The sequence below is a fragment of the Corynebacterium sp. HMSC075F02 genome (assembly GCF_001838335.1).
GTDB classification, from domain to species: Bacteria; Actinomycetota; Actinomycetes; order Mycobacteriales; family Mycobacteriaceae; genus Corynebacterium; species Corynebacterium jeikeium_D.
The window spans coordinates 49,250-73,426 of record NZ_KV836306.1 but is presented as its reverse complement, the minus strand read 5'-3'; the positions used below and the strand labels follow the sequence as shown (position 1 = coordinate 73,426).

Here is a 24,177-nt window from a genome sequence, read left to right as displayed (position 1 = left end):
GATTAGCGGGCGATGTCGGCGACCGTGGCGTCGCAAAGCGAAACCAGATCAGCGGGTGACAGTTCGATGTCCCACCCGCGGCGACCACCGGAGACGAACACAGTGTCGGAGAGAGTGGCTGTCTCATCAATGACGGTGGGGAGCTTGCGGCGACCGCCAAGCGGGGAGATGCCGCCGGGAACGTAGCCGGTGGCAAGCGACGCGTCATGGGGGTCGGCCATCGTGGCCTTGGAAGCCCCGATAGCCGCGGCGGCGGCCTTGAGGTTGAGCATTCCGGTGGCGGGGACGACGGCGATGGCCAGCCCAGTGCGTTTGCCGGATAGCTCGATAATGAGAGTTTTGAAGATGCGTTCGGGCTCGACGCCGAGGTGTTCTAGCAGCCAAGAGGCGGCCTCTTCGCCGAAGTTGTCGCTGCCGTGGGGGAATTGGTGAACGTGGAAGTCGATTCCGGCGTTCTCACAGAAGGCGATGGCCGGGGTGGCGGCAGCAGATTTTTTGGCGGACTTCTTCGACATAATTTCCCATCGTTGCACACCAGCGCAGTGACGCTACGAAATGCCTGGTGACGGGGGTCTGCCGACTCGTGGGTGAGGATGTTTTAGGATAGGTAGCATGTCAGGTGATCAGACAGGAACATCGGCCATCCGGACTGATGAGTCGGATGAGGAGCTTGCGCAGCGCTTTGAGCGTGATGCCATGCCGCTTTTGGATCAGCTCTATGGAGCGGCGCTGCGGATGACACGCAACCCCGCCGATGCCGAAGACCTGGTGCAGGAGACCTATATAAAGGCTTTTCAGGGCTTCCGCTCCTACAAGCCGGGCACGAATCTGAAAGCGTGGCTCTACCGCATTCTGACGAATGCGTACATCAACAACTACCGCAAGGCGCAGCGTCGTCCTGCCGAGTACGCCACCGATGACATTACGGATTCACAGATCGCGGAAACCGCGTCGCACACTTCGATAGGGCTGCGCTCTGCTGAGGTTGAAGCGCTGGAAAAGCTTCCAGACGAGGAAATTCGTGACGCTTTGATGAGTCTCAAAGAGGATTACCGGATGGTGGTCTACTACGCCGATGTCGAGGGATTGCCCTACAAGGAAATCGCCGAAATCATGGGCACGCCCATCGGAACTGTGATGAGTCGGCTCCACCGTGGAAGAAAACAGCTCCGAGACGCGTTGCACAACGTAGCCGTGGAACGTGGATTCTTGAAAGAAGAGAAGGGAGATTCTCCGCGATGAGCCGAGAGTCGAGCCAAGATATGGAGCAGACGCCAGAGCGCGGGCACGCCTGTGAAGATGCTTTCTGTCAGGATGTCCACTCGCGCCTACACGCATTTTTGGATGGCGAGTGTGATTCGGAGGAGCGCCGCTTTCTCGAGGAACACATTCACAAATGCCCTCAGTGCTTAGAAGAGTTCGGTTCCGAGCAAGCTATCCGACGGCTGCTGCGCCGGTGCTGCCAGCAACCTGCCCCTGAGGACCTCCGCCAGCGCATTACCACCCGCATACGCGTGTCCTATACGCGGGTGGAGTACCGCAGGTAGTTGCTGGCGGCTAGGTTTTGGTGCGTCATCTTTTGGCGTGTATTCCTTTGATGCTTAATACGATGTTGCGTAACGCGGTAATGCGAAATACGGAAAATCCCAGGTCACGGTGATGTGGCCTGGGATATTTTTGTGGAGCTAAGGGGAATCGAACCCCTGACCTTCGCATTGCGAACGCGACGCTCTACCAACTGAGCTATAGCCCCGTTGCTTTCGAGCAACCTAGCTGAAGCTGCCGTAAAAGCTCTATTTTTAGACGTTACTCCCGGTGTGGTTGGGGCTCCAAACTCGCTGGTTGGGGTCTGGCGGATGGCTAATTCTGAAAAGCGAGGATGGGGTATCGAAGAGGTATCGAAAAGGTGCAGAAAGTGACTAGGTTTATGACAAAAAACCGCGGGTGAATTCAATTCACGTGTCATAAACCTAGTCACTTTCAGACCTGCTACCCGTTGAGGTATCCGCTGGAGGCATAAAAAAACTCCACCCCGTCCCTCGGTGCAATACCGAGTTGTGTCGGGGTGGAGTGAGATGTCTTAGCCGGCGATGGCTAAGACTTCTGCAACTAAGGGCAACTTAGCTGTTCGGACGCTTGCCGTGGTTAGCCTTGTTCTTACGGCGGTCCTTGCGCTTACGGCCACGCTTGCTCATAGCTGGGCTCTCTTTCTATCGGGTTAAACAGGTATCAACCGGTATAGATTACACGGTAAGGGGTAAGTCTTTTAATTAGACTGCGGTGCTGGTGCGAGTGCGACGAGTGCGGCCGCGGTTGCGACGGCGCTTCAGTGCGCGACGCTCGTCCTCGCTCATGCCGCCCCAGACACCTGCATCCTGGCCGGTCTCAAGTGCCCAAGCCAGGCACTGAGCAGTAACGGGGCAGCGGTTGCAAACGACCTTGGCCTTAGCAATCTGGGCGAGAGCCGGGCCGGAGTTACCGACCGGGAAGAAAAGCTCCGGATCCTCTTCACGACAAACGGCCTTGTGACGCCAATCCATGACAAACTCCTAAAACATTACGAGCCCCGGGTGAGGGCAGGGTTAAATTTCCTTGCGGGAAGGCAGCTCCGGAAATGGATTTCGTCAGACACGACAAATCGCCGTATCTCAACGAGGGTTGGGGTTCATTCCCGGTTGCCCAGGGGTATTAGGCATCTTGGGAGGGGCTACCTGTTGCATCGCCTATGCGACGTGAAGGGTAGTGGGGACTCACCAAAGAGTTTGCGCCTAAAAAGGCGAGACTTGCATGGTTGCACATCCAGTGAACTGCGTGCCTGTCTCGCTGACGATTTACATGTTTTCACGACTGGAGCGGTTCGTAAAGAGCAAAATGAATAAAAGTGCCAAACCTCACAGAAAAGTGAAGTTTTGGTTAAAACGCCAGGTCAAAACTAGCCCCTTGTGGGGGTGATTTTAGTTTTGGTAATTGCAGTAGTGAGGGTGTATGGCGCGTTTTTGTTGGCTTGTCAGTAAACAGTTACAGCTTAAGCCGGGTTTGCCTCGGTCTTTTGGCTTGTACTGAACAGGCGGCGTGTGCGATCCATGGCCTTTTTGGTCACCACAACGAGCAAGCGCTCGTCCACGGGGCGGGTAGCGACCTTCTTGGTGAACTGGTCCTCGGTGTAATCGTCGGCACGCGCCACAAAATTGATTGCGCCTTGCTTAACGCGGATGTTGAGGGAATCGCGCTGATTGATGTACTCGCCGTCCAATTGGAGACGAAGTGGAGCAGTAGCGGTGAGCTGGATGTGCTGAGCGTTGTCAACGCGTCGTTCGCGGGCTTCTATGTGGAAGGGGGAGCGCAGTCGGGTGAAGAAACCGGCCAAATTGGCTGCGGCGACAAGCCCCGTCACTCCCTTTAAAGAAGTGAAGCCATAAAACCCCAGGCCCCTGCGCAGTGACACAGTGGGGTTGGTGACGATGGGGAGGTCGCCGAGGAATGTCCATGGATTGGAGTTGGACACCACAGCCATTGCGAGATCGCGGCCAAATTCCTTGCCGTCGATAGTTGCGGTGATTTGTGGCGGGCTTTTGCGCAACTCGTTCCATGCGGTGAAAATTGCCGGCAAATAGCGCACGGCTTTGGCGCGGGTGCCGTTATGTCGGAGCTGTTCCATGGTGGAAATGACTTCCGCATCGATGCCGATACCGGCATTGACGACGAAGCATCGCTCTGCTGCATGTCCAACGCTAATAGCGCTGCGGGTTCGGGAGCGCAGCAGGCTTGCGATGTACCACGCGGCATCTACGGGGTCGCGGGGAATACCCAACGCACCCGCCAAGACGTTGGCGCTGCCTGTGGGAATTGTTGCGATGGCAGGCAGGTCAGTGGCAGGCAGTGCGGAGAATGGGTTGGAGTACATGAGCCCATTGACAATCTCGTTAATGGTTCCGTCGCCGCCGAGGGAAATAATGACGTCGTAATCGCGAACCGTTATTCCCGCGACCATTTCCTCAGCATGGCCGGGGTAAGCGGTGAACATGGATGTCAAGCGGATCCCATCGACTGAGCGAAGCGCCCGCACAATGCTGGGCATGCGTCGAGCAGAGTTACTGGTCGAATTCGGATTGGAGATTAGCAACGCACGCACAGGCACCAAGAGTAGTGCATGAATAGACCTGTGATGGGTGCATTGGTCGACTTGCCTCCAGAGTGTATTCATCGGTTCTCACCGGGCTAACATGTAGGGCGTGAGTAACCAGAAAAACAGCAGCAATGCGTCCAAATCGCGTACTACTGACCAGCTTGCGGTAACTGACGGGCCGATGGCCGCACCTCAGGTTGTCATGGTCGGTGCGTGGATCGGTGTCGCCGAATGTACCCTCGGTCTGGGCTACGGAGTCTTCCTTCTGATTCGTGATTTGATGGGGTACCGCGACGAGGCCGCGGTCATTTCCGGTTGGGGTACCGCGCTGTGGTTCCTTCTCATTTTCGGCGCTGTTTTCGCTGGTGCGATTATGTTGCTGCGTGGCGCTCGTTGGGGGCGCGGGCCGATTATTATGCTCAACCTCTGCTTGCTGGGGGTGGCCTATTACATGTTCCGCTCGAGCGCTTTTCTGCTGGCTCTGCCGACGGCGGCAGCTTCAATTGCTGCGCTGGCCTGTATGTTTAGTCCGAAGGCGATTGATTGGGCTGCCCGCTCTTTTTAAGCTTCGATGGCGAACGCGTCGACTGACTCACCGCGCTGAACCAGTAGAGTGTCACCGACAACTGCAAGGCGCACGGGCAGTTCCGGCTTGTCCGCATCATTTACATGAGTGGACTTCGCAGCTGCAGGCAACGGGAGTGTGCCGATAATTTCGAGAGTTGAGGCATTCAATACCGCAACTCCGTCAGTGACTGGCATGAAAACATGCTCACCCCATGGAGCTGGGGTTCCTGTGGCCTCAGGAAACTCGAAATCCGGCGCCAGGGTGCTCGGGCGGAAGCCAAGTAATCCACGTGGCGACCACCACGTCATGTGATGGGGGAGATCCGTTGTAAAAGGCGCACGCGGGGCGTCGTCGTCGGAGTTAGCTTCAGCCGGTGCTGGACGCAGAGTAGTCTCACCCAGCGCCAACTCAGTTAGCATCGTGCCGTCCATACGAAAAACGCGGATGCGATTGTCTGCCAGTACCGCTGCCGTGTCCTGGCCAATCGATACCAGCGACATATCTGCAGTTACTGGACCAAGGTCAATATCGCTCTTGACCTCTGGTTTCCGCGATTCCTCCGGATTTGCCACCTGCATGACCAGGCGTCCGTGACCATCGCAGTTGTTGACAACGGCCAGCAGCTCCACGCGTGTGAGCGCACTGATAATCGAACACTCTGGGTGTGGCTGCATCTTCGGTTCCGGGGATGCTGGAATCTTGCCGTACTCGACTACTCGGACCAAGTCAGAACGCCACAGCTCCAGGAATCCAGAGTCGTAGACACCCGCGTATGAATTCGAGCGCACGGCGGCAGGGCTGTCAGCCGCAATCGATTTTCGGGTCGCGACATACTGCCCCGAATCGGGTTTGAGTGCAACGGTCTCACCGCAGCCAGCTGCCCCGCGAAAAGTCGCGAAAACTTGGCCATCACTGCCCGAGAGCGCACACAGCGGAATATCTCGTCGATAGTGCCATCGCTCCGTGCCGTCGTTAAGCGAGATAGCACGCACGCCCCGGTCCTCAGCAACGATGAGGGAGTTGTCCATCACCAGTGGCGCCGGGGAGATGGTGTGCGTGCTTGTGCTTGCCGACGATTCGGTGGACCACACCGGCCGGAGAGTATGTGGCATTGCCTCCGGATCGTTCGCAGCCGGGGCTTGCATTGCCGAGCCGGCAGAAGCCGTCGTTTCAGTGCGATCGACCTTGCGGGCCGGGGAAGCGACCCATGTCCAACCGATGACTAGCACTACGGCGATGATGAGAATGACTGATGCGATTCGATTTCGACGCAGTCGGGTCTCTGCAGTGGTGGGCTCAGCGTTGGCTTGTGGTGACTGCAGCACGGTTGGAATGTCCTGTCGACGAGTGGTCGTGGAGAGAAGTGAGGCGGGGGAGTTGGCACGCGCAGCAGTTTAGCGGCGGCGATGAGAATTGGAGTGGCCGTCCCGCCGTGAGTTTCGTCCTTGGCCGCGATTGCGATGATGAGGCTGTGAGCGGTTGTTTCGCGGACCTCTTCCGCCACGCCCGCGAGGCGGTCGGGACCCCAACACCGGACGGGCTGGCCCGACCTTCTCATCGATTCCCTCGGGGATGTCAAGAGCTTCGGCGAGCTCGGGGGAGGTGGAAAACCACGTCGGAATCTCGGCCATGTCCAGGTCGAGAGCATCTGAAATAGCCTTCCACTTTGCGGTCTCATCCCAGCCGACGAGCGTAACGGCGACACCGCTGTGTCCCGCGCGTCCGGTACGGCCGATGCGGTGGACATAAGTCATTTCGTCATCGGGCACCTGGTGGTTGATGACGTGGGTGACATCGTCGATGTCGATACCGCGAGCCGCGACATCGGTTGCGACCAGGACGTCGACGTCGCCATTGCGGAACGCCGTCAGTGAGCGCTCACGTGCAGGCTGGCCCATATCGCCGTGGACGGCGGTGACCAGGAAGCCCCGCTCGCCGAGCTGCTCAGCAACGGAAGCGGCACCACGCTTTGTACGAGCAAAAATGATGGTGCGCCCACGACCGTTGGCTTGCAGGATGCGGGCAATGACTGAAACCTTATCCATTTGGTGCGATTGGAAAACAATCTGCTTAGTGGTCTCATGGACTGTGGCCTCTTCCTCGCCTGATTCAGCGCGGATGTGCACCGGGCGATTCATAAAGGTACGTGCGAGAGTCAGAATAGGGCCCGGCATTGTTGCCGAGAAGAGCATGGTCTGACGTTCATCCGGCACCGCAGCCAGAATCTTCTCGATGTCCGGCAGGAAACCCAAGTCGAGCATTTCGTCGGCCTCGTCGAGAACCAAAATCTTTACGCCTGACAGCTCTAGATTATTGCGCTGGTAAAGATCGATGAGACGGCCCGGAGTGCCGACGATGATGTCCACGCCGCGGTCTAGCTGTTCAATCTGTTCCTCATAGGGGCGGCCACCGTAAATGGTGCATACACGCAGATTGGTTGAGTGCGCAGCGCGGGCTAAGTCCTCGCCGACCTGCACGCACAGCTCACGGGTGGGAACGACGATGATTGCGCGGGCAGTGCCATCCGGTTCTGGAATGCGGGCGTCATCAAAGACGCGGTCAATGAGGGGGACACCAAACCCAAGGGTTTTTCCCATGCCAGTACGGGCTTGGCCGATGATGTCCGTGCCGTCGAGCGCCAAGGGCAGCGTCAGTTCCTGGATGGCAAATGTGCGGTTGATTCCTTCGTCGGCGAGTGCGTCGCAGATTTCCGCGGCGACCCCCAATTCGACGAATGTCGGGGACTGGGACTCTGCCACGGCGACTCCTTTGCTGTTTGTAACCTCACGTGACACGACGGCTTAATCGGTCTCTCTAATCCTAGCCGCTTTGGGAATGGTTATGATGTCACCTATGGACATCACTATTGGATTTGCAGACAATACGCGTGAGCTGAGCATTGAAAACGTCGCTGGTGGCGAGGAGGTCAAGGCTGCGATCTCCCAGAAGCTGGCTGCTGGCGAAGGTGTGATTGAGATCAGTGACGGCGCTGGTCAGGAGTACCTGATTAATGCTGCCAAGGTCGCCTACGTCCGTACCGGTAATAACGCAGACCGTAAGGTTGGCTTCTTCGCCTAATGACGCAAGAACCCTTTCTCGTACGCATTGCAAGGAGTTGGGGGTGGCGAGCCTATGCCATCCCCGTACTTGTGGTGCTCACAGTCATCATTCTCTTCGACATCTTCACTGCTGAAGATGATTCTCCAGGTTCCGGCAATGGCACTGTCACCTCGCAGAGTGGTAACAGTCGCCCTGGTCCGGTGCCCGGTGAGGGGTACGGTGATGGTTACGAGGGAGGACAGTTGCCACCTGGTCCGGCCTTTGCCACGGAACCCTCGGGAAATTTTAAAGATGTCACCGTGGCGCATCCCCGTGTCGGGGAGGGGCGCCGCAATGCGATCAGGTATTCCGTGGAAATTGAAGACAACATTGATGTTCCTTCAATTGGTGGCGAGCGCGCCTTTGCGGAGACGGTGAACTCGATTCTGGCCGATCCACGTGGCTGGACAGCTAATCCAGATTTTTCTTTCGAGGCAGTGCCTCGCGATCAGGATCCGACGATTGTCGTGCAGCTTTCCGCGACTGGAACCGCACATCAGCTGTGCGGAAACACCTTGGGAATGGAGACCTCCTGTTACCTGTCTGGGCAGCGGGAAGGTGAGCCTGGGCGCGTGGTCGTCAGTATCGCCCGGTGGGTTCGAGGTGCCCTGCCTTTTGAGGGGGACCTGGGATTGTATCGCCAATACCTTATTAATCACGAGGTTGGGCACGGACTTGGGTACGCGGTTCACGAGCCCTGCCCGAGGGATGGCGGTATCGCGCCAATCATGATGCAGCAGACCCTGAGCGTGTCGAACGATGAACTGCATGAAATCGACAGCAGCGAGGTCTATCAGACCGATGGCAAGACGTGTTCTGTCAACGGCTGGCCGTATCCATTTGGGGCGGACGACGATACGGCCGCACCGACTCAGAAAGCAAGGTAGTAGCAGATTATGATTGCCACTCCTCCCGACCGTGTTTTGGAGGCCTTTGGTGCCGAGGGTGAGCCGCATCGTGCCGGGCGAGCTTGGGACAATGGCTGGGTCTACGACGATTCCATTGTCCTTTCGCCGGTACATAATTCGGCGCAGGCGCTGTGGTCTGCAAAGGTTCGCAGCGCGCTAGATGTCGATGGCGTCCGAGTAGCGAAATCCGTGCGTACCAGTGACGGCCGCTTGGTCATTGCTGGGTGGCAAGCCCGTCATTTCATTCCGGGGGGATTCGCGCCACGTGCCGATGAAACCATTGTTGCCGCTGGTCGCGTGGAAGAGTCGCTTGCCAGTATTGAACGGCCACAGTTCCTCCTTGATAAGGAGCCCGATTACTTCGTCATGTGTAATCGCGCAGCTTGGGAATCTGACCCAATCGGCATCCTCGAGCAGCTTCTCGACGCGGATAGCGTCCCCCGCGCCGATTGCGCCGAGGCTCTCACAATCTCCGGTGATCTTCTCCAGTTGCGGGCAGAGATGGTTGTGCCAACGGGGCTTCTGCAGGTCTGTCACGCAGACCTCGTCGGCACGCTGCTTTACGACGGCACGGCCGCCCCAGTTCTCACCGATATCGTGCCAGCATGGCGTGTCCGTGGTTGGACAGCTGCCTTAGCGGCAGTGGATTGTCTGTCCATGATGGGTGCTGATGAAGAGCTACTGCGACGCTTCGATCATTTGCCGGATTTCGGTCAGTTGCTCGTTCGTGCGATGTGCTATCGACTTTTTGTCCACGCTGTTAGTCCGGAATCGCAGCCGGGTGCGTATCGAGGTCTGTTCCGCGCGGCTTCGCTAGTTCGCGCATTTGTGTCTAAGTAGCGCCGGGCAGTATTCACGGGAGTTTTTTGGGGGGGGGTATTTTCCCCCAGTTTCGAATGTGTGTTCGAGTGCTTGTCCGGAGGTTGTGCCACAATGGTGCACATGAACGTAGATGGAATGCCGAAGGTTCGGTTCGTCCAGGAAGAACCTCCTCGTCGTCGGCAGTGGTTGGGTACTGCGGTAGAGGCGCTTTTCCCTTCCCATAATCAGGCGCTCGTGGTAGAGAACAAGCTTGTAGGCCAGTCTGTTGTGCGCGTTTTAGGCGGCCCAGGGACTGGCAAGAGTTCGCTGCTGGCAGATCTCGCGGTGGACTACATGCAGGCGGGCATTCCGGCGGACAGTATTTTGGTGGTGTCGCAGTCAAAAGAGGCCGCCGCGGAATTGAGACGGGATATTGACAGGCGTTTTTCCTCTGAACTGGGGGAAGGCGGTTCGTTCGGGGCAGGTCAAGGTGGCATGGTGCGTGCCGTGCATTCACTTGCCTATGCAGTAGTACGTGATGCCGCCGTCAGTCGGGGAGAGCCTGAACCATCGTTGACCACTGGTGCACGCCAAGATGCTGTCGTGCGGCAGCTGTTGGCCGGTCATGCGGAAGATGGTGGTGCGTATTGGCCAGAGCGGTTGCGCCCGGCTCTTCCATTAGTCGGTTTTTCCCGTGCGGTTCGTGACTTTCTGCTGCGTGCAGCTGAGCGGGGGATTGATGCCCCGAGGCTTCAGCAGCTCGGCGTGGACCATGGCATTGAGTCGTGGTGTGCGGCTGGCAAGTTTATGGCGGAGTATCAGCAGACCATGCGGTTGGCGTGGGAGCCCAGCTTGAACGCCGCAGAGATTGTCTCTGCGGCATTGATGGAGCTGGATGCAGACGCGCAAGCACTGGCTCGGTGGGGAAAGTCGGTAGTGCTGGTCGATGATGCTGAACACCTATCGCCGGAGGCTGCGCGTCTTGTGGATCGGTTTGTGTCGCAGGCGGCGGTGGCCGTCATTACTGGTGATGAAGATCAATCGGTATTTCACTTCCGCGGTGCTAATAATGACTATCTCCGGGGGATTGGTGAGGCCGAGTACAAGGCAATCCACTTGCAGCAGTCTTACCGCTGTAACGCTGATATCGCGGATTTAGTCAACGCAGTTTCTCAGCGCTTGCCTAAGGCTCCTGCATACCGTGGCATTGTTGGTTCAGTTGGAACACAAGAAGCTAGTGAATCCGACGTTGGAAACAACAGCGAGACCGTCGCAGCGGAAAACTCGTACGCAGCTAAAAGTGCAGTAAAAATAGCTATTCATCCCTCTGAACGTGCACAGCGAGCCACAGCCGCGGACTACTTCCGGCGCCTTCATATTGACGAGGGGGTGGCATGGAAGGATATGGCGGTCATTGTCCGGTCCGGTGCAGGGGAGTCCTCTCTGTTCCGTGCATTGTCGCGTGCGGGGGTGCCTGTGCAGATTGACCCAACGGACATCGTGCTAAGTCATCAGCGATTGGTGCGAGCGCTGATGGTGGCGTTGCGGGCAACTATGAACCAGCTCGATGACGTGGAGTGGGAGGAGTTTCTCTCCGGCCCACTGGTCAACATGGATCCGATTGTCAAAGAGCGTCTGCTGCGCGGAATCCGAAAGGCCGACCTGTTCGGTGGAGCCGCGATGACTCAGCTCATCGGAATCTTGAAGGCAGATGGACTCACAACTGAGCAGCTGGAGCTTATTGAGTCTCTGTCGCAGCGTGAACGTCAGGCACTGCAGGTGCCGCTGGATCTGTTGAGCGCAGCGCGTGAAGCGTTGCGCGATGGTGTGGAAGCAACTTTGTGGGCAATTTGGCAGTCCACTGGTTTGGCAGACCATCTGGTGGCGGCATCGTTGCGCGGCGGTACAGCTGGAGCATCGGCTGACCGCGACTTGGATGCTGTGATGGCACTGTTCGACTTTGCTGGTGACCGTGTGGAGTTGAATCCAAAGCTGACAGTTGACGGTTTTATCGCTTCTGTGGAAGAGCAGGAGCTGCCCATCGGCGCACGTGACCGTAGCGGGGTAGAGCGCGATGCCGTGCGCATTCTCTCAGCGCATGCGGCTCTGGGCAGGCAGTGGAAGGCAGTAGCAGTTGTCGGAGTCCAGGAAGGCCAGTGGCCCAGCCTCGGTGTGACTGGCTCGGTGATGAAGCAGAACGAGTTCATCGGTCTCGTCGACCACGGAATTGAGCCGCGGGAGTACATCAATTCCATGGCCGATGCGCTGGCGGAGGAACGTCGTTTGCTGCACGTCGCGGTATCACGGGCGAGCGACAGGGTACTGCTGACCGCAGTCGATTCTCCTGATGATGTTGGAGTTCCCAGTCCGTTTGTTATCGAGCTCGTTGAAAAGCTCGGTAATTCGGCGACGGAGCTGGCGAAGCAGTCGGAAGCCTCTTCGGCTGCGAACGGAGAAGGGGCTACGGCTAATGAAGCAAACGCCGGCAACCCGGATGTTGCAGAGGCAGAAGATTCCAAATGGGCCGGTGAAGGCCTGCCACGGGTGCTCTCTGTGGAGTCACTGCTGGCAGAACTGCGTGCAGCCGTTGTAGACGATGCGGAGACTGAGACGCGGCGTCGACAAGCTGCACGTCAACTCGCGCGATTGGCGCAAGTTGAGGTTGCTGGCGCACATCCAGACACCTGGTGGGGGCTCCGTGCACCGTCGACCTCGAAGCCGGTAAATGACAAGAAGCCGATGAGAATCAACCCTTCCAAGGTGGAAGCAACCTTGAGTTGCCCGCTGAAGGCCATGCTGGATAAATCAGCACCGACATCGGCCATGTATTTGGGCTCTCTACTGCATCAGGCGGTAGAAGCCGTAGCCAAGGGAGTGACTGTGCCTGAGGCGCAGTCTGAAATCCGGCGTGTTTTTGGTGACCTGTCCGATGATCCGGAGTGGCGTAAGCGTACTGAGGAAGAGACCTGGTTGACAGCGCTGGAGGATTGGCAGCGGTGGATTTCGACTAAGAAAGATATCGGAACCGAGGTTCCAGTAAAAGTCAACATCAACGATGACATCGTCATTGTCGGACGAATCGACCGGTTGATTGAAGACGCTGATGGTGCAGTTCAAATCGTCGATATTAAAACCGGTAAGACAGCGCCCTCCGGTAAAGAAGTAGAAGGACACGCACAGCTAGCTACATATCAGCTGGCGTTGTCGAGGGGGAAGCTCGTTGAAAGCGGAGATGGGCTTGCTGTGGGCAACGGCGAAGGCATTGAACAATCTGGGGCATACCTGGTATTTCCGCGAAAGTCACACAATAAGACCATTATCACTAGCCGAGAACAGTCAAAGCTCACGGAAGACAAGTTGGCTGACTGGGAGCGTCGCGTGGAGCAGGTAGCACGTGCGACGTCTGGCCCGCGTGCCTTGGCGCTCGCTGGCGATCATTGCAAGTTCTGCACGCTTTCGAAGGCGTGCCCGGCAGCAGAAGGGAATCGGTAGTCATGTCGGAGGAACGAACCATCGTTGATCCCGTCACCCTGTCGGAGATGATGGGCCAGGACTTTCCGCCCACCCCGCAACAAGCGGCGGTAATCGGTGCACCGATGGAACCAATGCTTGTTGTCGCCGGTGCCGGTGCTGGTAAAACAGCGACAATGGCTGCCCGTGTCGTGTGGTTGGTCGCCAATGGCTTTATCCGCCCAGAAGAAGTTCTAGGTTTGACCTTCACCAGGAAGGCAGCGCGCGAGCTCGGCGTCCGTATCCGCCAACAGCTCAATGCGCTCGCTTCCTCTCCCGCATTTCGTGCACAGGCTTCACCAGAGGTATTAGCAAGCCTCGAGGTCATTGCCCCAACCACGCTTACTTACGATGCCTATGCCTCTGAAGTCGTGAGCAATTATGGTCTTTTGCTGCCGACGGAGCCGGGGGTCACCATTATGGATGGCGCGACGCAGTGGCAGTTGGCCTGGGAAACCGCTCGTAATGTGGAGGAAATTGATGTCGATATTGCACCATCGACGCTGGCCAGTCGCATTATTGAGCTGGGGGCGAACATCGACTCAAACCTTTCTTCACCGCAGGCGATTCGCGAGGAAACCGAAGCATTCATCAGCAATATTGAGCAAACCCCGCAGAAGGGTAAACGCGAGGGGCTAATTGGCGATCTACAGGGCATCGTCGATAAGCAGCGAGAGAGATTAGAGATTTTGCCGCTGGTAGAACAGGTTCGAGCACGGTGCAATGAAGAAAATGTCGCCACCTTCGGTATGCAGATGGCTCGTGCGGCCCGACTAGCCACCGACTTCGCGGAAGTCGGAGAGGAGGAGCGGCGTCGCTTTAAAATCATCATGCTCGACGAGTACCAGGACACGTCGCACACACAGCGGCTGTTCCTGCGTGCGCTGTTCTCCGGTGGTTGTGTCACCGCTGTCGGCGATCCGATGCAGGCAATTTATGGCTGGCGAGGAGCAACTGCCGAAAACCTTGTGCAGTTTGTCAATGATTTTCCGCGGTCGGATGGGCAGCCAGCGGAGAAAAAGCAACTGACCATTTCTTGGCGAAATCCGCAGTCAGTGCTGCAGCTTGCTAACGCAGTCTCCGACCGTGCTTTCGCGGGGCAGGCTCGTACGGTAGAGGCACTGGATGCCGGTCCAAAAGCAGGTCAGGGTGAAGTGCAGCTTGCTTTCACCGCAACCGGTGAGGAAGAAGTTGCATACATCGCAGATTGCATGGAGGCGCAACTACGCGAATGTGAAGCAGCTGGCAACAAGCTCGATGCCGCCATCCTGGTTCGGACAAATGCTGAATCGGCTGTCTATTTAGATGCACTGTCTGAGCGGGGTGTGCCTGCAATCATTGTGGGACTCGCTGGATTGCTGCATTTGCCCGAGGTCATGGATATCACCTCGGTGATGAAGATATTGGTCGACCCCAGTTCAGACCAGGATGCTCTGCGTCTGCTGCTCAGCCCACAGTTCAATTTGGGTGCCGCAGACGTGGAGGCACTTCGCACTCGTGTAGACCAGCTGGCAATGGCAGGCAAGGACGAGTTGGCTCGAAAGAAGGGCAACGTCGAAGAGACTTCAGACTCCTCACCGCTTTCCCAGCTCGCTCGCCAGTATGACAAGCTCGTGGAAGATGCCGAAGCAGCATCGTCCGCGGTGGGGCTGGGGCACGCCATCGCCGACCCGGATATTCGTTTTTACGACGGCACCCCGCTGGCGCGCGGCAGTGTGGAAAAAAATGGGCGGTTGGTCTGCAGCGAGTCACTGAACTACACAGATGAAGCAATGGCGCGCATCGCACAGTTGGGTGCAAGCCTACGAAAACTACGTCGGTTCTCGCTGAATAAGCCTCTGCCGGAACTGGTCGAGGACATCGCTACTGAGTTTGGAATTCGCGTAGAAGCAGCGGCTGGACAGTACGGTTCCGCTACCGCGATAACCAGGCCGACGACTGCGCATCTGGATAGGTTTGTCGATATCGCTGCGACGTATTCGCAAAATATCTCGGACGATGTGACAGGGTTTTTGAACTATCTGGAATTCGCTGTTGAACACGATGATGGTTTGGAACGGGCACCTATGAACATGCCGGAAAACTGCGTCCAAATCATGACTATGCACAAGTCAAAGGGCTTGGAGTGGGAAACGGTTGCTGTTCCGGGCATCACCACCAGCAAATTCGACAAAGTTGATTTGTCATCGTGGCTCACCAATTCAGTTCAACTGCCTCCTGGTGCAATTACCCAAGTGGATCCGTTAACGGCTAGTGCAGAAACAACAGAGGATGCAACACAGCTTGCAGCAGGCGATTGGGCTCCGGTCGCTGATTCTGTCGATAGCAATGCCCCCGAACTGGACATATCAGGCGCAGATAACCAGACCGACCTCAACAAGGTGATCAAAGCCTACAAGGAAGAGCTGCGAGAAGTGGAGAGGGAAGAAAAGCAGCGCCTCTTCTACGTTGCCATGACTCGCTCTGCAAAAAAGCTCATTGTTACTGCAAGCAGGCGGCCTAATCCGAGCTTGAAGAATCCCACTGACGTGTCGGCAGACTTCGCAGCCATCGCCACGCAATTCAGTGACTATGTGGTGTCGTGGACAGATGGGGAGGACCCTGAGGTAGAGGACACCGAAGTCGATTTGGACTGCGACACTGCGGTTGATGGGGTGGTCTGGCCCGTTGATACGCTGGGGAACCGCCGAGATAGTGTGCAGCGAGCAGCCGAAAATGTCATGCGCTACATGGGCGAACACCAGGATGAGCGTCCTATTGCAGGTGACCTGTCTGAGGTATGGGAAACGGAAACGACCATTCTCGTGGATGAAATCCTTCGGGCTAAGGCCGCGGAGATTCATCTACCAATGCCGACAAGCATGTCCACAAGCGAATACCAAGCCATGATTGCGGATCCGGTCGCGTTTGCTCGTCGGAAAGCACGCCCGGTGCCGTTTAAGCCAAACCGATTCGCCCGCCGAGGTACGGCATTCCACGCTTGGTTGGAGAATCGCTTCGGTGCACACAGCCTGCTGGACGATGAGGATCTGTTCGGGGATCAACTGGATGACTTCCTCGGCACAGAACAAGTCGCGTCCGAACGCGAACTTGAGAAGTTGAAGGCGAATTTCGAGGCATCCGAGTGGGCTGACCGCACGCCAGTGCATGTGGAAGTGCCGTTTGAAATTGCTATTGGGCAACGGCGGGTCGTCGGCCGAATCGACGCGGTGTTTAAGGACAACGGGAAGTGGAGCGTCATTGACTGGAAGACAGGCCAGATGCCGCGCGGAAAGGAAAGGGAAGTAGCGGCGCTACAGCTGGCGATTTACCGCCTGGCGTGGTCGGATAGGCTGCGCGAGATGGGATTGGAAACGGCCCCCGAAGACATTGAAGCCGGGTTCTTCTATGTTTCGACAGGACGAACGCTAATACCAGATGAAGCGCTGCTGCCAAGCAGGATAGAGTTGGACAGGAAAATGCGCGAGCTGATTGGATAATCATCTACGTATGTAACTGCCGCGTGGCCGTGGCCAGTTATCCAGGTGAAAGCAGCAGTTTGTATGCGCTATTTTTCACCTGGAGGAGTTTTCATGAAAGGCAGGCGAGGAGCGGTTGCGTAATCCAATTCGGAAATCTTCGGGATACGAAGCCGGGCTCAATGATCTTCCCGGGCATGCACTGCTGGGAGTCATTGGGCTGCCTGAGTCCGCGCCGAAGAATCCTTGGCGGCTAATCATACGTCGTTTGAACTACGCCGTGTTTTTGCTGCTGATTGCATCCGTCGTGGTCTACTACGACCACGACGGATACACGGAGCCTCTCACCTTCATCGATGCGGTGTATTACTCGGCTGTCAGCCTGTCGACGACGGGCTACGGTGACATCACGCCGGTGACTCAGAGGGCTCGATTACTCAATATTTTGATCATTACGCCACTGCGTGTGGCCTTCCTTGCTCTCTTGGTCGGTACTACTCTGACCGTTTTGACCCAAGAGTCTCGGAAAACCCTGCAAATTCAGCGCTGGAGGAGACAGTTGCGCAACCACACCGTCGTTATCGGATACGGCACCAAGGGTCGTTCTGCCATTGCAGCTCTTCTCGCGGACGGCGTAGATCCGGCAGAAATCGTTGTCATTGATACGGACAAGGAAGCACTCGACCACGCTTCGAATCAAGGCTTGGCGACGGTGCATGGGTCGGCTACTAAATCTGATGTGCTGAAGTTAGCTGGTATTCAGCGTGCCCGCTCTATAGTCGTTGCACCAAACAAAGATGACACAGCGGTGCTGGTCACGTTGTCTGTCCGCGAGTTGGCACCGGGTGCCTCAATTGTGGCTTCAGTGCGTGAATCAGAAAACCGCCACTTGTTGACGCAGTCAGGTGCGGACCAAGTGGTCATTTCTTCTGAAACCGCCGGCCGAATGCTGGGGCTGGCCACAGTGACTCCTTCGGTGGTGGAGATGATGGAAGACCTCCTGAGCCCGGATGAAGGATTCTCTGTTGCAGAGAGGCTCGTCACCGAAGAGGAAATCGGTGCCAGCCCACGGCACCTCGCGGATATTGCACTCGGTGTGGTGCGCTCGGGTGAGCTGTACCGAATTGATTCACCGGAGTGTGAATCGGTGGAGCCAGGCGACCGGCTGCTGTACGTCCGCCGTGTCTACAGCAATGACGAATAGCACTCGACAAGTTTAAAAATGGGGTCTAACAACTTTTGACTTACTCAGAGGCGGATGTGAACGAGCCGGACTATCTAGCTGGGCTGGATCCAGATCAGCGCGAGGCAGCCACGGCTCCGATGGGGCCGGTGTGCATTCTTGCCGGAGCCGGTACAGGTAAGACCCGAACAATTACTCATCGCATCAAGTACCTCATTGACCAGGGGTTTGTGCAGCCGCAAAAGGTATTAGCGGTGACATTTACCTCGCGTGCCGCAGGGGAGATGCGCGAACGCCTGGCAAAGATGGGAACGCCTGGAGTCCAGGCGCGCACTTTCCACTCGGCATCACTTCGCCAGCTGCGCTACTTCTGGCCCCAAGTCGCCGGTGATATGCCCTGGCAGCTGTTGGATGACAAGAAATTCCGTGTTGTCGCCCAAGCAGTACGTCGAGTGGGCTTGGACACCTCTAAGGAAACAATCCGAGATGTCATGGGCGAGATTGAGTGGGCTAAGGCCACTCTGGCCGGTGCGGATCAGTACCAAGCCGCGCTGCGGGAGCATGGGCGCACGGCGCCTCTGTCTGCGGAGAAAATTGTCGATTGCTATCGCGCTTACGAGGACATAAAAACCACCCCTGACGGGCTATTGCTCGACTTCGACGACCTACTCATTCACACCGCCGGTGCGATGGAGAATTCCCGTGCAGTGGCGGAGGAATTCCGCAACCAGTATCGGTGCTTCGTCGTCGATGAGTACCAGGATGTCACCCCGTTACAGCAGCGAGTTCTCAACGCCTGGCTGGGAGACCGTGACAACCTGACAGTTGTCGGGGACGCCAACCAGACGATTTACTCTTTCACAGGCGCGACTCCGCAATACCTGATGAACTTCTCTCGGGACTACCCGGAAGCCACAGTGGTCCGCCTGCAGCGGGACTACCGATCGACCCCACAGGTCGTCGAGCTGGCCAACAATGTCATCGGCCGTGCGCAGGGACGTATCGCCGGCTCGCGGCTGAAGCTGATTGGGCAGCGTGAAGACGGCCCGGAGCCGACTTTCAATCAGTACGACGATGAGCCGATGGAAGCTCGCGCGACCGCGCGCAGCATCAAGCGACTTATCGACGCGGGTACGCCGGCATCGGAGATTGCCGTTTTATACCGGATTAACGCACAGTCCGCAGTTTTTGAGCAGGCTTTGTCCGAGGTAGGAGTCGCCTACCAGGTTCGTGGCGGGGACGGTTTCTACCAGCGTCCCGAGATTCGCGATGCCATCGCAGCACTTGTGCGAGTTTCCCGTTCCTCACGGACTGTTCCGACATTGCAGGGCACGAATCTGTTGGATTTGGTCAAGCAGGTTTTCGCGGGTCTTGGCATGACTGACCAAGAGCCGGAAGGCACTGGTGCCAGGGAACGTTGGCAGTCACTGCGCGCCCTATTCGACCTGTGTAAGGACATCGTTCATGCCAACATCGAGGTCAATATCCAGGCGCTCCTCGGTCAATTGCACACTCGGCAGCAGGCCAAGCATCCGCCGACGCTGGATGGCGTGACGTTGGCTAGCCTGCATGCAGCCAAGGGGCTGGAGTGGGATGCGGTGTTCCTTGTTGGGCTTACCGACGGTTCGCTGCCTATCCAACATTCGCTGAATAAATTCGACCGATCTCCTGCACAGGGAGAGGAAGCCATCGAGGAAGAGCGCCGTCTGTTCTATGTCGGCATTACTCGAGCCCGTGAACATCTGGAGCTATCTTGGTCATTGTCGAGGACAGAAGGCGGCCGCAGGTCACGTCGCCGCACACGATTCCTCGATGAACTCGACATTGATGTCTCTGACTACTCGGCGGAGGCACAGCGAAGCTCAAGGAGCTCTAGTTCCCGTGGTAAGCGTCAGCAGTCCAAACAGTGCAAGGGCTGCACTAAGCCATTGCACACCGATGCGGAGCGGATCTCAGGGCGCTGTGAAGAGTGCCCGGTCAGTGCGGATCCTGCGCTACTGGAAGCATTGCGTGCATGGCGCCTGGAAATGTCGAGAGAAATGACTGTCCCCGCATTCGTGATCTTCTCCGATGCGACCCTTCTGGCCATCGGTGAGCAGCAACCGACTACGCCGGAGGAACTTCTGCAGATTCCCGGAATTGGAGAAGCGAAGCTCAATCATTTCGGCGAAGGCATCTTGGGAATCGTCAATTCTTTTGTGAATTCCTAGTCAGATTCTGCTCAAGGCACTTCGAATTACATGAACTGCATCTGCGAGTTGCCATGACCACACACTGGGCACTGCGGGTGGGGAGCAACCGTAGTGCGGGTGATATCGAGGCTTTCCAGATCTATGCGCACCTCTGTCGCACATAGATCTGAGAGGTCCGGTCGCCGCAGCTGTCCAACCAACAGCGGCACCGCTGTGTTCAGCCATTCCGGTGCGGTTACGGGCGTAAAAGTGCGAAGCTGCAGCGCAATCAGTGCCCGGACGGGGTCGCGGTCTCGTCGATAAGCTTCGAAACACATCGAGCAGGGCCCTTGACCTGGCTGAACAAGCGGCCCAAGAATCAGTGCTCCATCGCGGAAATGCGTGTGCAGATGCTCAATTCCACGATGAAACAGAGCGCGAACCAAGGGCATGCTCGGTACTTCCATGCCCGTGACCACCGCGAGCCCGATGTCTTCCGGCGTGGATTGAGATATCTTCAGCGTCGCATTGCGAGTAGGCGACATTGCCGTCGTCCAACTACCACAACCCGTGCGACGAAGCTCTTTTAAAAGTCCAGTGCGCAAACTGTCCCGACCGATCAGTGTAATCCTCCGCCGTGTCGGTGGTTTTTGGACCAGTGCGGCTCGGTGAAGGTCGGAGATAAGTGCGGTAATGAACTGCGGTGACAGTTTGTCGTGACTGTCAGCAAAGGCCTCGCTTAAGGTGCTACCTCTATGAGCTGCAAGAAGTGCCGAGAAGACAGGCCCCGGCGGGGTGCCGTCGGAAAGCGGCAGAATCATGCTGCGCTCCGGTTCCACGCCGAACTGAATCCGCGCGCCTGGGCGCATGACAATCGGTATCTCCGGCCGCAGCGCGTAGTCCGTGGTAGGCGCGGCAAGCGTTTGTGCTGCGGGTGCGTCCGAACCTATTACGCCAGCCGTACCATCCCGCCCCCGAGACGTATCCCTGTATTCCCCCATAAAAATATCTTTTACCCCGGGGCCAGCTTTTACGCAATCGCAGCGCAGAGCATATACGCTTAAAAAGCATGAGCACCAAGCGACCTGAGTACGGCCCGGATGTTGAGGTTCGGCGCTCGAAGCGCCGCCGCCGTACTGTGTCCGCCCGCGCGGAGGGAAACCGGATCATTGTCATGGTTCCGGACGACCTCAGCGCCGCTGCGGAAAAACAGCAGGTCAATGAAATTGTGGCGCGAGTGCGGAAGAAAGTTGGCAGCAACCTGGATAATTCCGAGCTGGAGCGCCGCGCGCGGCTGCTCTCGCGTACGGTGCTGGAAGATCGCCCGCGGTTTGAGTCAATCAAATGGGTCAAGAACATGTCGCGCAGGTGGGCATCGGTCACCGGCGGCGTCGATAGTCCGGGGCGTATTCGCATTTCGCACAGGCTTGCCGACGTCCCGGGGTACGTCCTCGACGATGTCATTGTGCACGAACTGGTGCACACTTTCGTCGACGGGGGTCATACCGAAGAGTTCTGGTATTGGGCGGCAAAAGCCCCGTACCACGAACGGGCACGGGGCTATTTAGAGGCGTATCAGCGCTGGGGAACCCAGAGCTAACTAGCTACTTATCGTCATCGGTGTCGCCAGAATTGTCCTCGTCGGTGTCACTGTCCTTGCCCTCAGCCGCGCGTTTTTCGGCTTCTTTGCGCAGCTGCTCTTCAAGCTCTGCGATCGGGTCGAAGTCATCGTTGTCCGAGCCACCAAGAACCGAGTCAATAAAGGCCGCGGGTTCATCCAAATCTTCTGCTACGGGCAGGAAGTCCGGGTGATCCCAGACCTTGTCACGTCGCTCGATGCCCACAGCGGTGGTCAGGCGGTGCCACAAGTTGGTTGCCTCACGCACCTTGGGGGAGCCGAGGTCAATGCCGGTGGCCTTCTCCAGCGCCTGCTCAGCACCTTCGGTGGCGCGGCGACGACGCCAGGCTTCATCCAATTGTGCGGCACCCGGTAGACGCTCACCGAGGGCATCGGTGACAACCATGTCCACCCACCCTTCGACCAGTGCTAGCAGCGTCTGGAAACGAGTACGAGCATTCTCGTTACGAGAACGAATCTTCGGGCTCAGATCCATATTTTGCAGCTGACTCATAGCCTCCTGCATACGCTGCGGATCCTGCATGTTCTCAATATCCAGACCGCGGGCGGCCTCTTCAATCGCGGAGTAGTCGATGACGATGCCAGCGGCGTACTCCTCGACAGAGGAAATCATGCGTTCAGCCAGCCATGGCACGCGGTCGTAAAGACGTTGGTGCGCAGCTTCGCGGGCAGTGGCGTAAATAAACAGATCGCGCGCTGGAACCTCGAGTTCCTCTGCGAGAGCAACGAGATGCGTTGGCAGCAGTACCGCCGCACCAGTGGTGTGTAGCGGCAGCCCGAGGTCAGAACCAGTCAGGCTCGTCTGTGCCAATTCAGCCAGCGCATTCCCTAGCTGAGTACCGAAACTCATCGAGTTCATCTGGCGCATGATGCCCAGCATCGGGCCCATCATCTCGCGAGCTTCTTCTGGAACGCCCTCGAGGGAGGCATCACTCATGCGGCTGGCGACGGGATCGACAAGGCGAGTCCATGTCGACTTGGTGTTCTCCAACCACTGCAGGCTATTCCACGCTTCTACGCGGTTGACACCAGCGGGAAGGGAGGTGACGTCATCTAGCCACAGTTCGGCCAGGCGCAAGGAATCAGTCAGCGCCTCGCGGGCCGAGTCCTTCACCGGAGCTGGGTTACCAAGACGGGTCCGCGCAACGCGCTCGGCCGCGTCGTAGTTGACAGGGCCAGAGTTCGACTCCTGGAATCGCTGCCCCATGCCGGAGAACATCTCGCCGAACTGGTTGAGAATATCGCCCAAGTTCGGCTGTTCTCCTTTGCCAGAGGCGCCGCTGCCGGGCTGCCCGGGGCCGCCGAAACCGAAGCCACCGGCGCCGCCCATGCCGCCGAAGGGAAACCCGAAGAAACCGAAAGGACCGCCCTGGCCGCCCTGACCGCCCTGGCCGGAGTCATTGTTGCCAGCGTCGTCACGATCGTCATCATTGTCGTTCGGACCAAAGCCAAATCCGTTAGAACTCATGCTCCCACCGTACCGGGCAATGACCCGCGTGAGTACTTAAAAGCACCACTTTATTGGCAACTTCGCGCCCAGCGAACAGACACGGACAAGATTCATCAGGTGTCCAGTAGGCAGATAGCGAGAATGTAGGGTGTTATTTGTGAATCGTCGTACCCAAACTCTTGTTGCGGGCGCTGTGCCCATCGCCGCGTTGGCAACTGTGCTTTCGCTGCCAACGCTGACAGTGCCCTATGCCGCGCAGGGGCCTGGCCCGGTTTTCGACGTCCTCAGCGATGTCGAGGGAAAGAGCATTATCTCAGTCAGCGGCAGTGCTGCGGACTCCGAACGCTCTAAGGGCACGCTGGATATGACAACCGTCGCAGTCAGGCATAACCTGACATTGCCGCAGGTCATTGGCCTGTGGTTCGATCGTGACAACGATATCGTCCCTATTGAGGCGGTATTCCCTCCGGGCCAGAGCCAGGACGAGGTGGAAGAGGAGAACAAGGCTGCATTCACCGAGTCGGAGGCCAACGCCACCTCCGCTGCACTGGCACATCTCGGGTTGCCGATGGAAGTCACCGTCGCCTACACAGTGCCGGATAGTCCCGTTGATGGGCGACTGCATGAAGACGATGTGATTCTCGCGGTGGATGGGGTGGCAGTAAGCAAGCCCGAGCAAGTCAAGGCGATTATTGCCGGACGCAACCCGGGCGATACTGTCACGTTGAGGGTCAAGCCTGCGACCGTCGATAAGCAGAAGGCTACTAAGGGCGAGGACTCTGACCCCGAGAAAGCCGTTGATGTTTCTGTGACACTGGCGGAAAACCCGCATCAGAAGAATGCCGCGCTGCTCGGCGTTGGGATGGGGGCGCAATCCGCGGACGACACCAAGGTTGAGTACCAGCTCAGCGGCATTGGAGGTCCGTCGGCGGGTCTCATGATGACGCTCGGAGTGATCGACAAGCTGAGTCCTGGCGATCTGACCGAGGGGCAGCACCTCGCTGGCACTGGAACTATTGACGCTGCCGGCAACGTGGGCGAAATCGGTGGCATTACACACAAAATCTCGGCTGCCCGAGATGAGGGCGCCGAGATGTTCTTCGTGCCGGAAGGCAATTGTGCAGAAGCTGTGACTGCCGACCGAGGCGATATGAAGTTGGTAAAGGTCTCTGTGCTTGACGACGCGCTTGCGGCAATCGAAAAGCCGGAGACCGCGCAGACCTGCTCGTAGTTTTGCCGTAGCCCTTACGGGCAGCAGGTAGTT

At 57.5% G+C, this 24,177-nt stretch carries 20 protein-coding genes and 1 tRNA gene; 12 read left to right on the top strand and 9 right to left on the bottom strand.

Translation table 11 applies throughout. From position 1 onward, the window contains the following. Positions 1-2 precede the first annotated feature (2 nt). Positions 3-515 carry a Cys-tRNA(Pro) deacylase gene (ybaK, locus tag HMPREF2920_RS01425; RefSeq protein ID WP_070601197.1) on the bottom strand — a complete coding sequence of 171 codons (513 nt, stop codon included), beginning with the start codon at positions 513-515 and terminating at the stop codon, positions 3-5. 97 nt (positions 516-612) lie between these two features. On the opposite strand from ybaK, the gene HMPREF2920_RS01420 reads away from it, so the two are divergent. Continuing rightward, entirely contained in the window at positions 613-1,242 is a 630-nt protein-coding gene (locus HMPREF2920_RS01420; RefSeq protein WP_016422221.1) for a sigma-70 family RNA polymerase sigma factor, read from the top strand. After that, the gene (gene rsrA / locus HMPREF2920_RS11035) at positions 1,239-1,547 is read left to right on the top strand and encodes a mycothiol system anti-sigma-R factor (RefSeq protein ID WP_016422222.1); all 309 of its coding nucleotides are present in this window, start codon (positions 1,239-1,241) and stop codon (positions 1,545-1,547) included. The genes HMPREF2920_RS01420 and rsrA overlap by 4 nt, the downstream gene beginning before the upstream one ends. Positions 1,548-1,680: 133 nt before the next feature. Here rsrA and HMPREF2920_RS01410 read toward each other — a convergent pair. From HMPREF2920_RS01410 to HMPREF2920_RS01400, 4 genes are all read right to left on the bottom strand, one after another. After that, a tRNA-Ala gene (locus tag HMPREF2920_RS01410) sits at positions 1,681-1,753 on the bottom strand. Between the two features lie 367 nt (positions 1,754-2,120). Further along, positions 2,121-2,195, bottom strand: a complete 75-nt coding sequence (locus tag HMPREF2920_RS11030) for a 50S ribosomal protein bL37 (protein ID WP_014300525.1) — start codon at positions 2,193-2,195, stop codon at positions 2,121-2,123. A gap of 75 nt (positions 2,196-2,270) precedes the next feature. Further along, a complete protein-coding gene (locus tag HMPREF2920_RS01405; protein ID WP_005511107.1) occupies positions 2,271-2,540 on the bottom strand; it encodes a WhiB family transcriptional regulator in 270 nt (89 codons plus the stop codon). Positions 2,541-3,025: 485 nt separating this feature from the next. Next, entirely contained in the window at positions 3,026-4,132 is a 1,107-nt protein-coding gene (locus tag HMPREF2920_RS01400; protein WP_224786649.1) for a diacylglycerol/lipid kinase family protein, read from the bottom strand. A gap of 100 nt (positions 4,133-4,232) precedes the next feature. On the opposite strand from HMPREF2920_RS01400, the gene HMPREF2920_RS01395 reads away from it, so the two are divergent. Beyond that, positions 4,233-4,691: a hypothetical protein gene (locus tag HMPREF2920_RS01395; protein ID WP_246816249.1), complete on the top strand. Its 459-nt coding sequence runs from the start codon at positions 4,233-4,235 to the stop codon at positions 4,689-4,691. On the opposite strand, the gene HMPREF2920_RS01390 is transcribed toward HMPREF2920_RS01395, so the two are convergent. Both HMPREF2920_RS01390 and HMPREF2920_RS01385 read right to left on the bottom strand, forming a co-directional pair. Then, on the bottom strand, positions 4,688-6,019 hold the full coding sequence (locus HMPREF2920_RS01390) for an Rv3212 family protein (protein ID WP_070601193.1): 1,332 nt from the start codon (positions 6,017-6,019) through the stop codon (positions 4,688-4,690). The two genes, HMPREF2920_RS01395 and HMPREF2920_RS01390, sit on opposite strands and share 4 nt — an antisense overlap. A 69-nt stretch (positions 6,020-6,088) precedes the next feature. Next, positions 6,089-7,453, bottom strand: coding sequence for a DEAD/DEAH box helicase (locus HMPREF2920_RS01385; RefSeq protein ID WP_049182189.1), 1,365 nt, complete (start codon positions 7,451-7,453; stop codon positions 6,089-6,091). Positions 7,454-7,547: 94 nt separating this feature from the next. Here HMPREF2920_RS01385 and HMPREF2920_RS01380 point away from each other — a divergent pair, with 94 nt between their 5' ends. From HMPREF2920_RS01380 to HMPREF2920_RS01350, 7 genes are all read left to right on the top strand, one after another. Then, the gene (locus HMPREF2920_RS01380) at positions 7,548-7,772 is read left to right on the top strand and encodes a DUF3107 domain-containing protein (RefSeq protein ID WP_070851115.1); all 225 of its coding nucleotides are present in this window, start codon (positions 7,548-7,550) and stop codon (positions 7,770-7,772) included. Further along, positions 7,772-8,680 carry a DUF3152 domain-containing protein gene (locus HMPREF2920_RS01375; RefSeq protein WP_038627952.1) on the top strand — a complete coding sequence of 303 codons (909 nt, stop codon included), beginning with the start codon at positions 7,772-7,774 and terminating at the stop codon, positions 8,678-8,680. Before HMPREF2920_RS01380 ends, HMPREF2920_RS01375 begins: the two co-directional genes overlap by 1 nt. 9 nt (positions 8,681-8,689) lie before the next feature. Then, positions 8,690-9,541, top strand: a complete 852-nt coding sequence (locus HMPREF2920_RS01370) for a TIGR02569 family protein (RefSeq protein WP_070601190.1) — start codon at positions 8,690-8,692, stop codon at positions 9,539-9,541. A 102-nt stretch (positions 9,542-9,643) separates the two neighbouring features. Next, entirely contained in the window at positions 9,644-12,994 is a 3,351-nt protein-coding gene (locus tag HMPREF2920_RS01365; RefSeq protein ID WP_246816248.1) for an ATP-dependent helicase, read from the top strand. A gap of 2 nt (positions 12,995-12,996) precedes the next feature. Beyond that, positions 12,997-16,491 carry an ATP-dependent helicase gene (locus HMPREF2920_RS01360; protein ID WP_070601186.1) on the top strand — a complete coding sequence of 1,165 codons (3,495 nt, stop codon included), beginning with the start codon at positions 12,997-12,999 and terminating at the stop codon, positions 16,489-16,491. Positions 16,492-16,606: 115 nt separating this feature from the next. Then, positions 16,607-17,674, top strand: a complete 1,068-nt coding sequence (locus HMPREF2920_RS01355; RefSeq protein ID WP_070601184.1) for a potassium channel family protein — start codon at positions 16,607-16,609, stop codon at positions 17,672-17,674. Positions 17,675-17,793: 119 nt separating this feature from the next. Next, positions 17,794-19,863, top strand: a complete 2,070-nt coding sequence (locus tag HMPREF2920_RS01350) for an ATP-dependent DNA helicase UvrD2 (protein ID WP_246816254.1) — start codon at positions 17,794-17,796, stop codon at positions 19,861-19,863. 26 nt (positions 19,864-19,889) lie between these two features. Here the strand turns inward: HMPREF2920_RS01350 and HMPREF2920_RS01345 are convergent, their stop codons facing one another. Continuing rightward, positions 19,890-20,825: a TOMM precursor leader peptide-binding protein gene (locus HMPREF2920_RS01345; protein ID WP_242458713.1), complete on the bottom strand. Its 936-nt coding sequence runs from the start codon at positions 20,823-20,825 to the stop codon at positions 19,890-19,892. A gap of 68 nt (positions 20,826-20,893) precedes the next feature. Here HMPREF2920_RS01345 and HMPREF2920_RS01340 point away from each other — a divergent pair, with 68 nt between their 5' ends. Then, complete coding sequence (locus HMPREF2920_RS01340; RefSeq protein ID WP_016422236.1) at positions 20,894-21,424, top strand: YgjP-like metallopeptidase domain-containing protein; 531 nt, start codon at positions 20,894-20,896, stop codon at positions 21,422-21,424. A 4-nt stretch (positions 21,425-21,428) separates the two neighbouring features. Here the strand turns inward: HMPREF2920_RS01340 and HMPREF2920_RS01335 are convergent, their stop codons facing one another. After that, positions 21,429-22,931 (bottom strand): zinc-dependent metalloprotease, encoded by a 1,503-nt coding sequence (locus tag HMPREF2920_RS01335; protein ID WP_070601180.1) that lies wholly within the window; start codon positions 22,929-22,931, stop codon positions 21,429-21,431. A 139-nt stretch (positions 22,932-23,070) separates the two neighbouring features. Here HMPREF2920_RS01335 and HMPREF2920_RS01330 point away from each other — a divergent pair, with 139 nt between their 5' ends. After that, complete coding sequence (locus tag HMPREF2920_RS01330) at positions 23,071-24,144, top strand: YlbL family protein (RefSeq protein WP_070601179.1); 1,074 nt, start codon at positions 23,071-23,073, stop codon at positions 24,142-24,144. Positions 24,145-24,177: the final 33 nt, after the last annotated feature.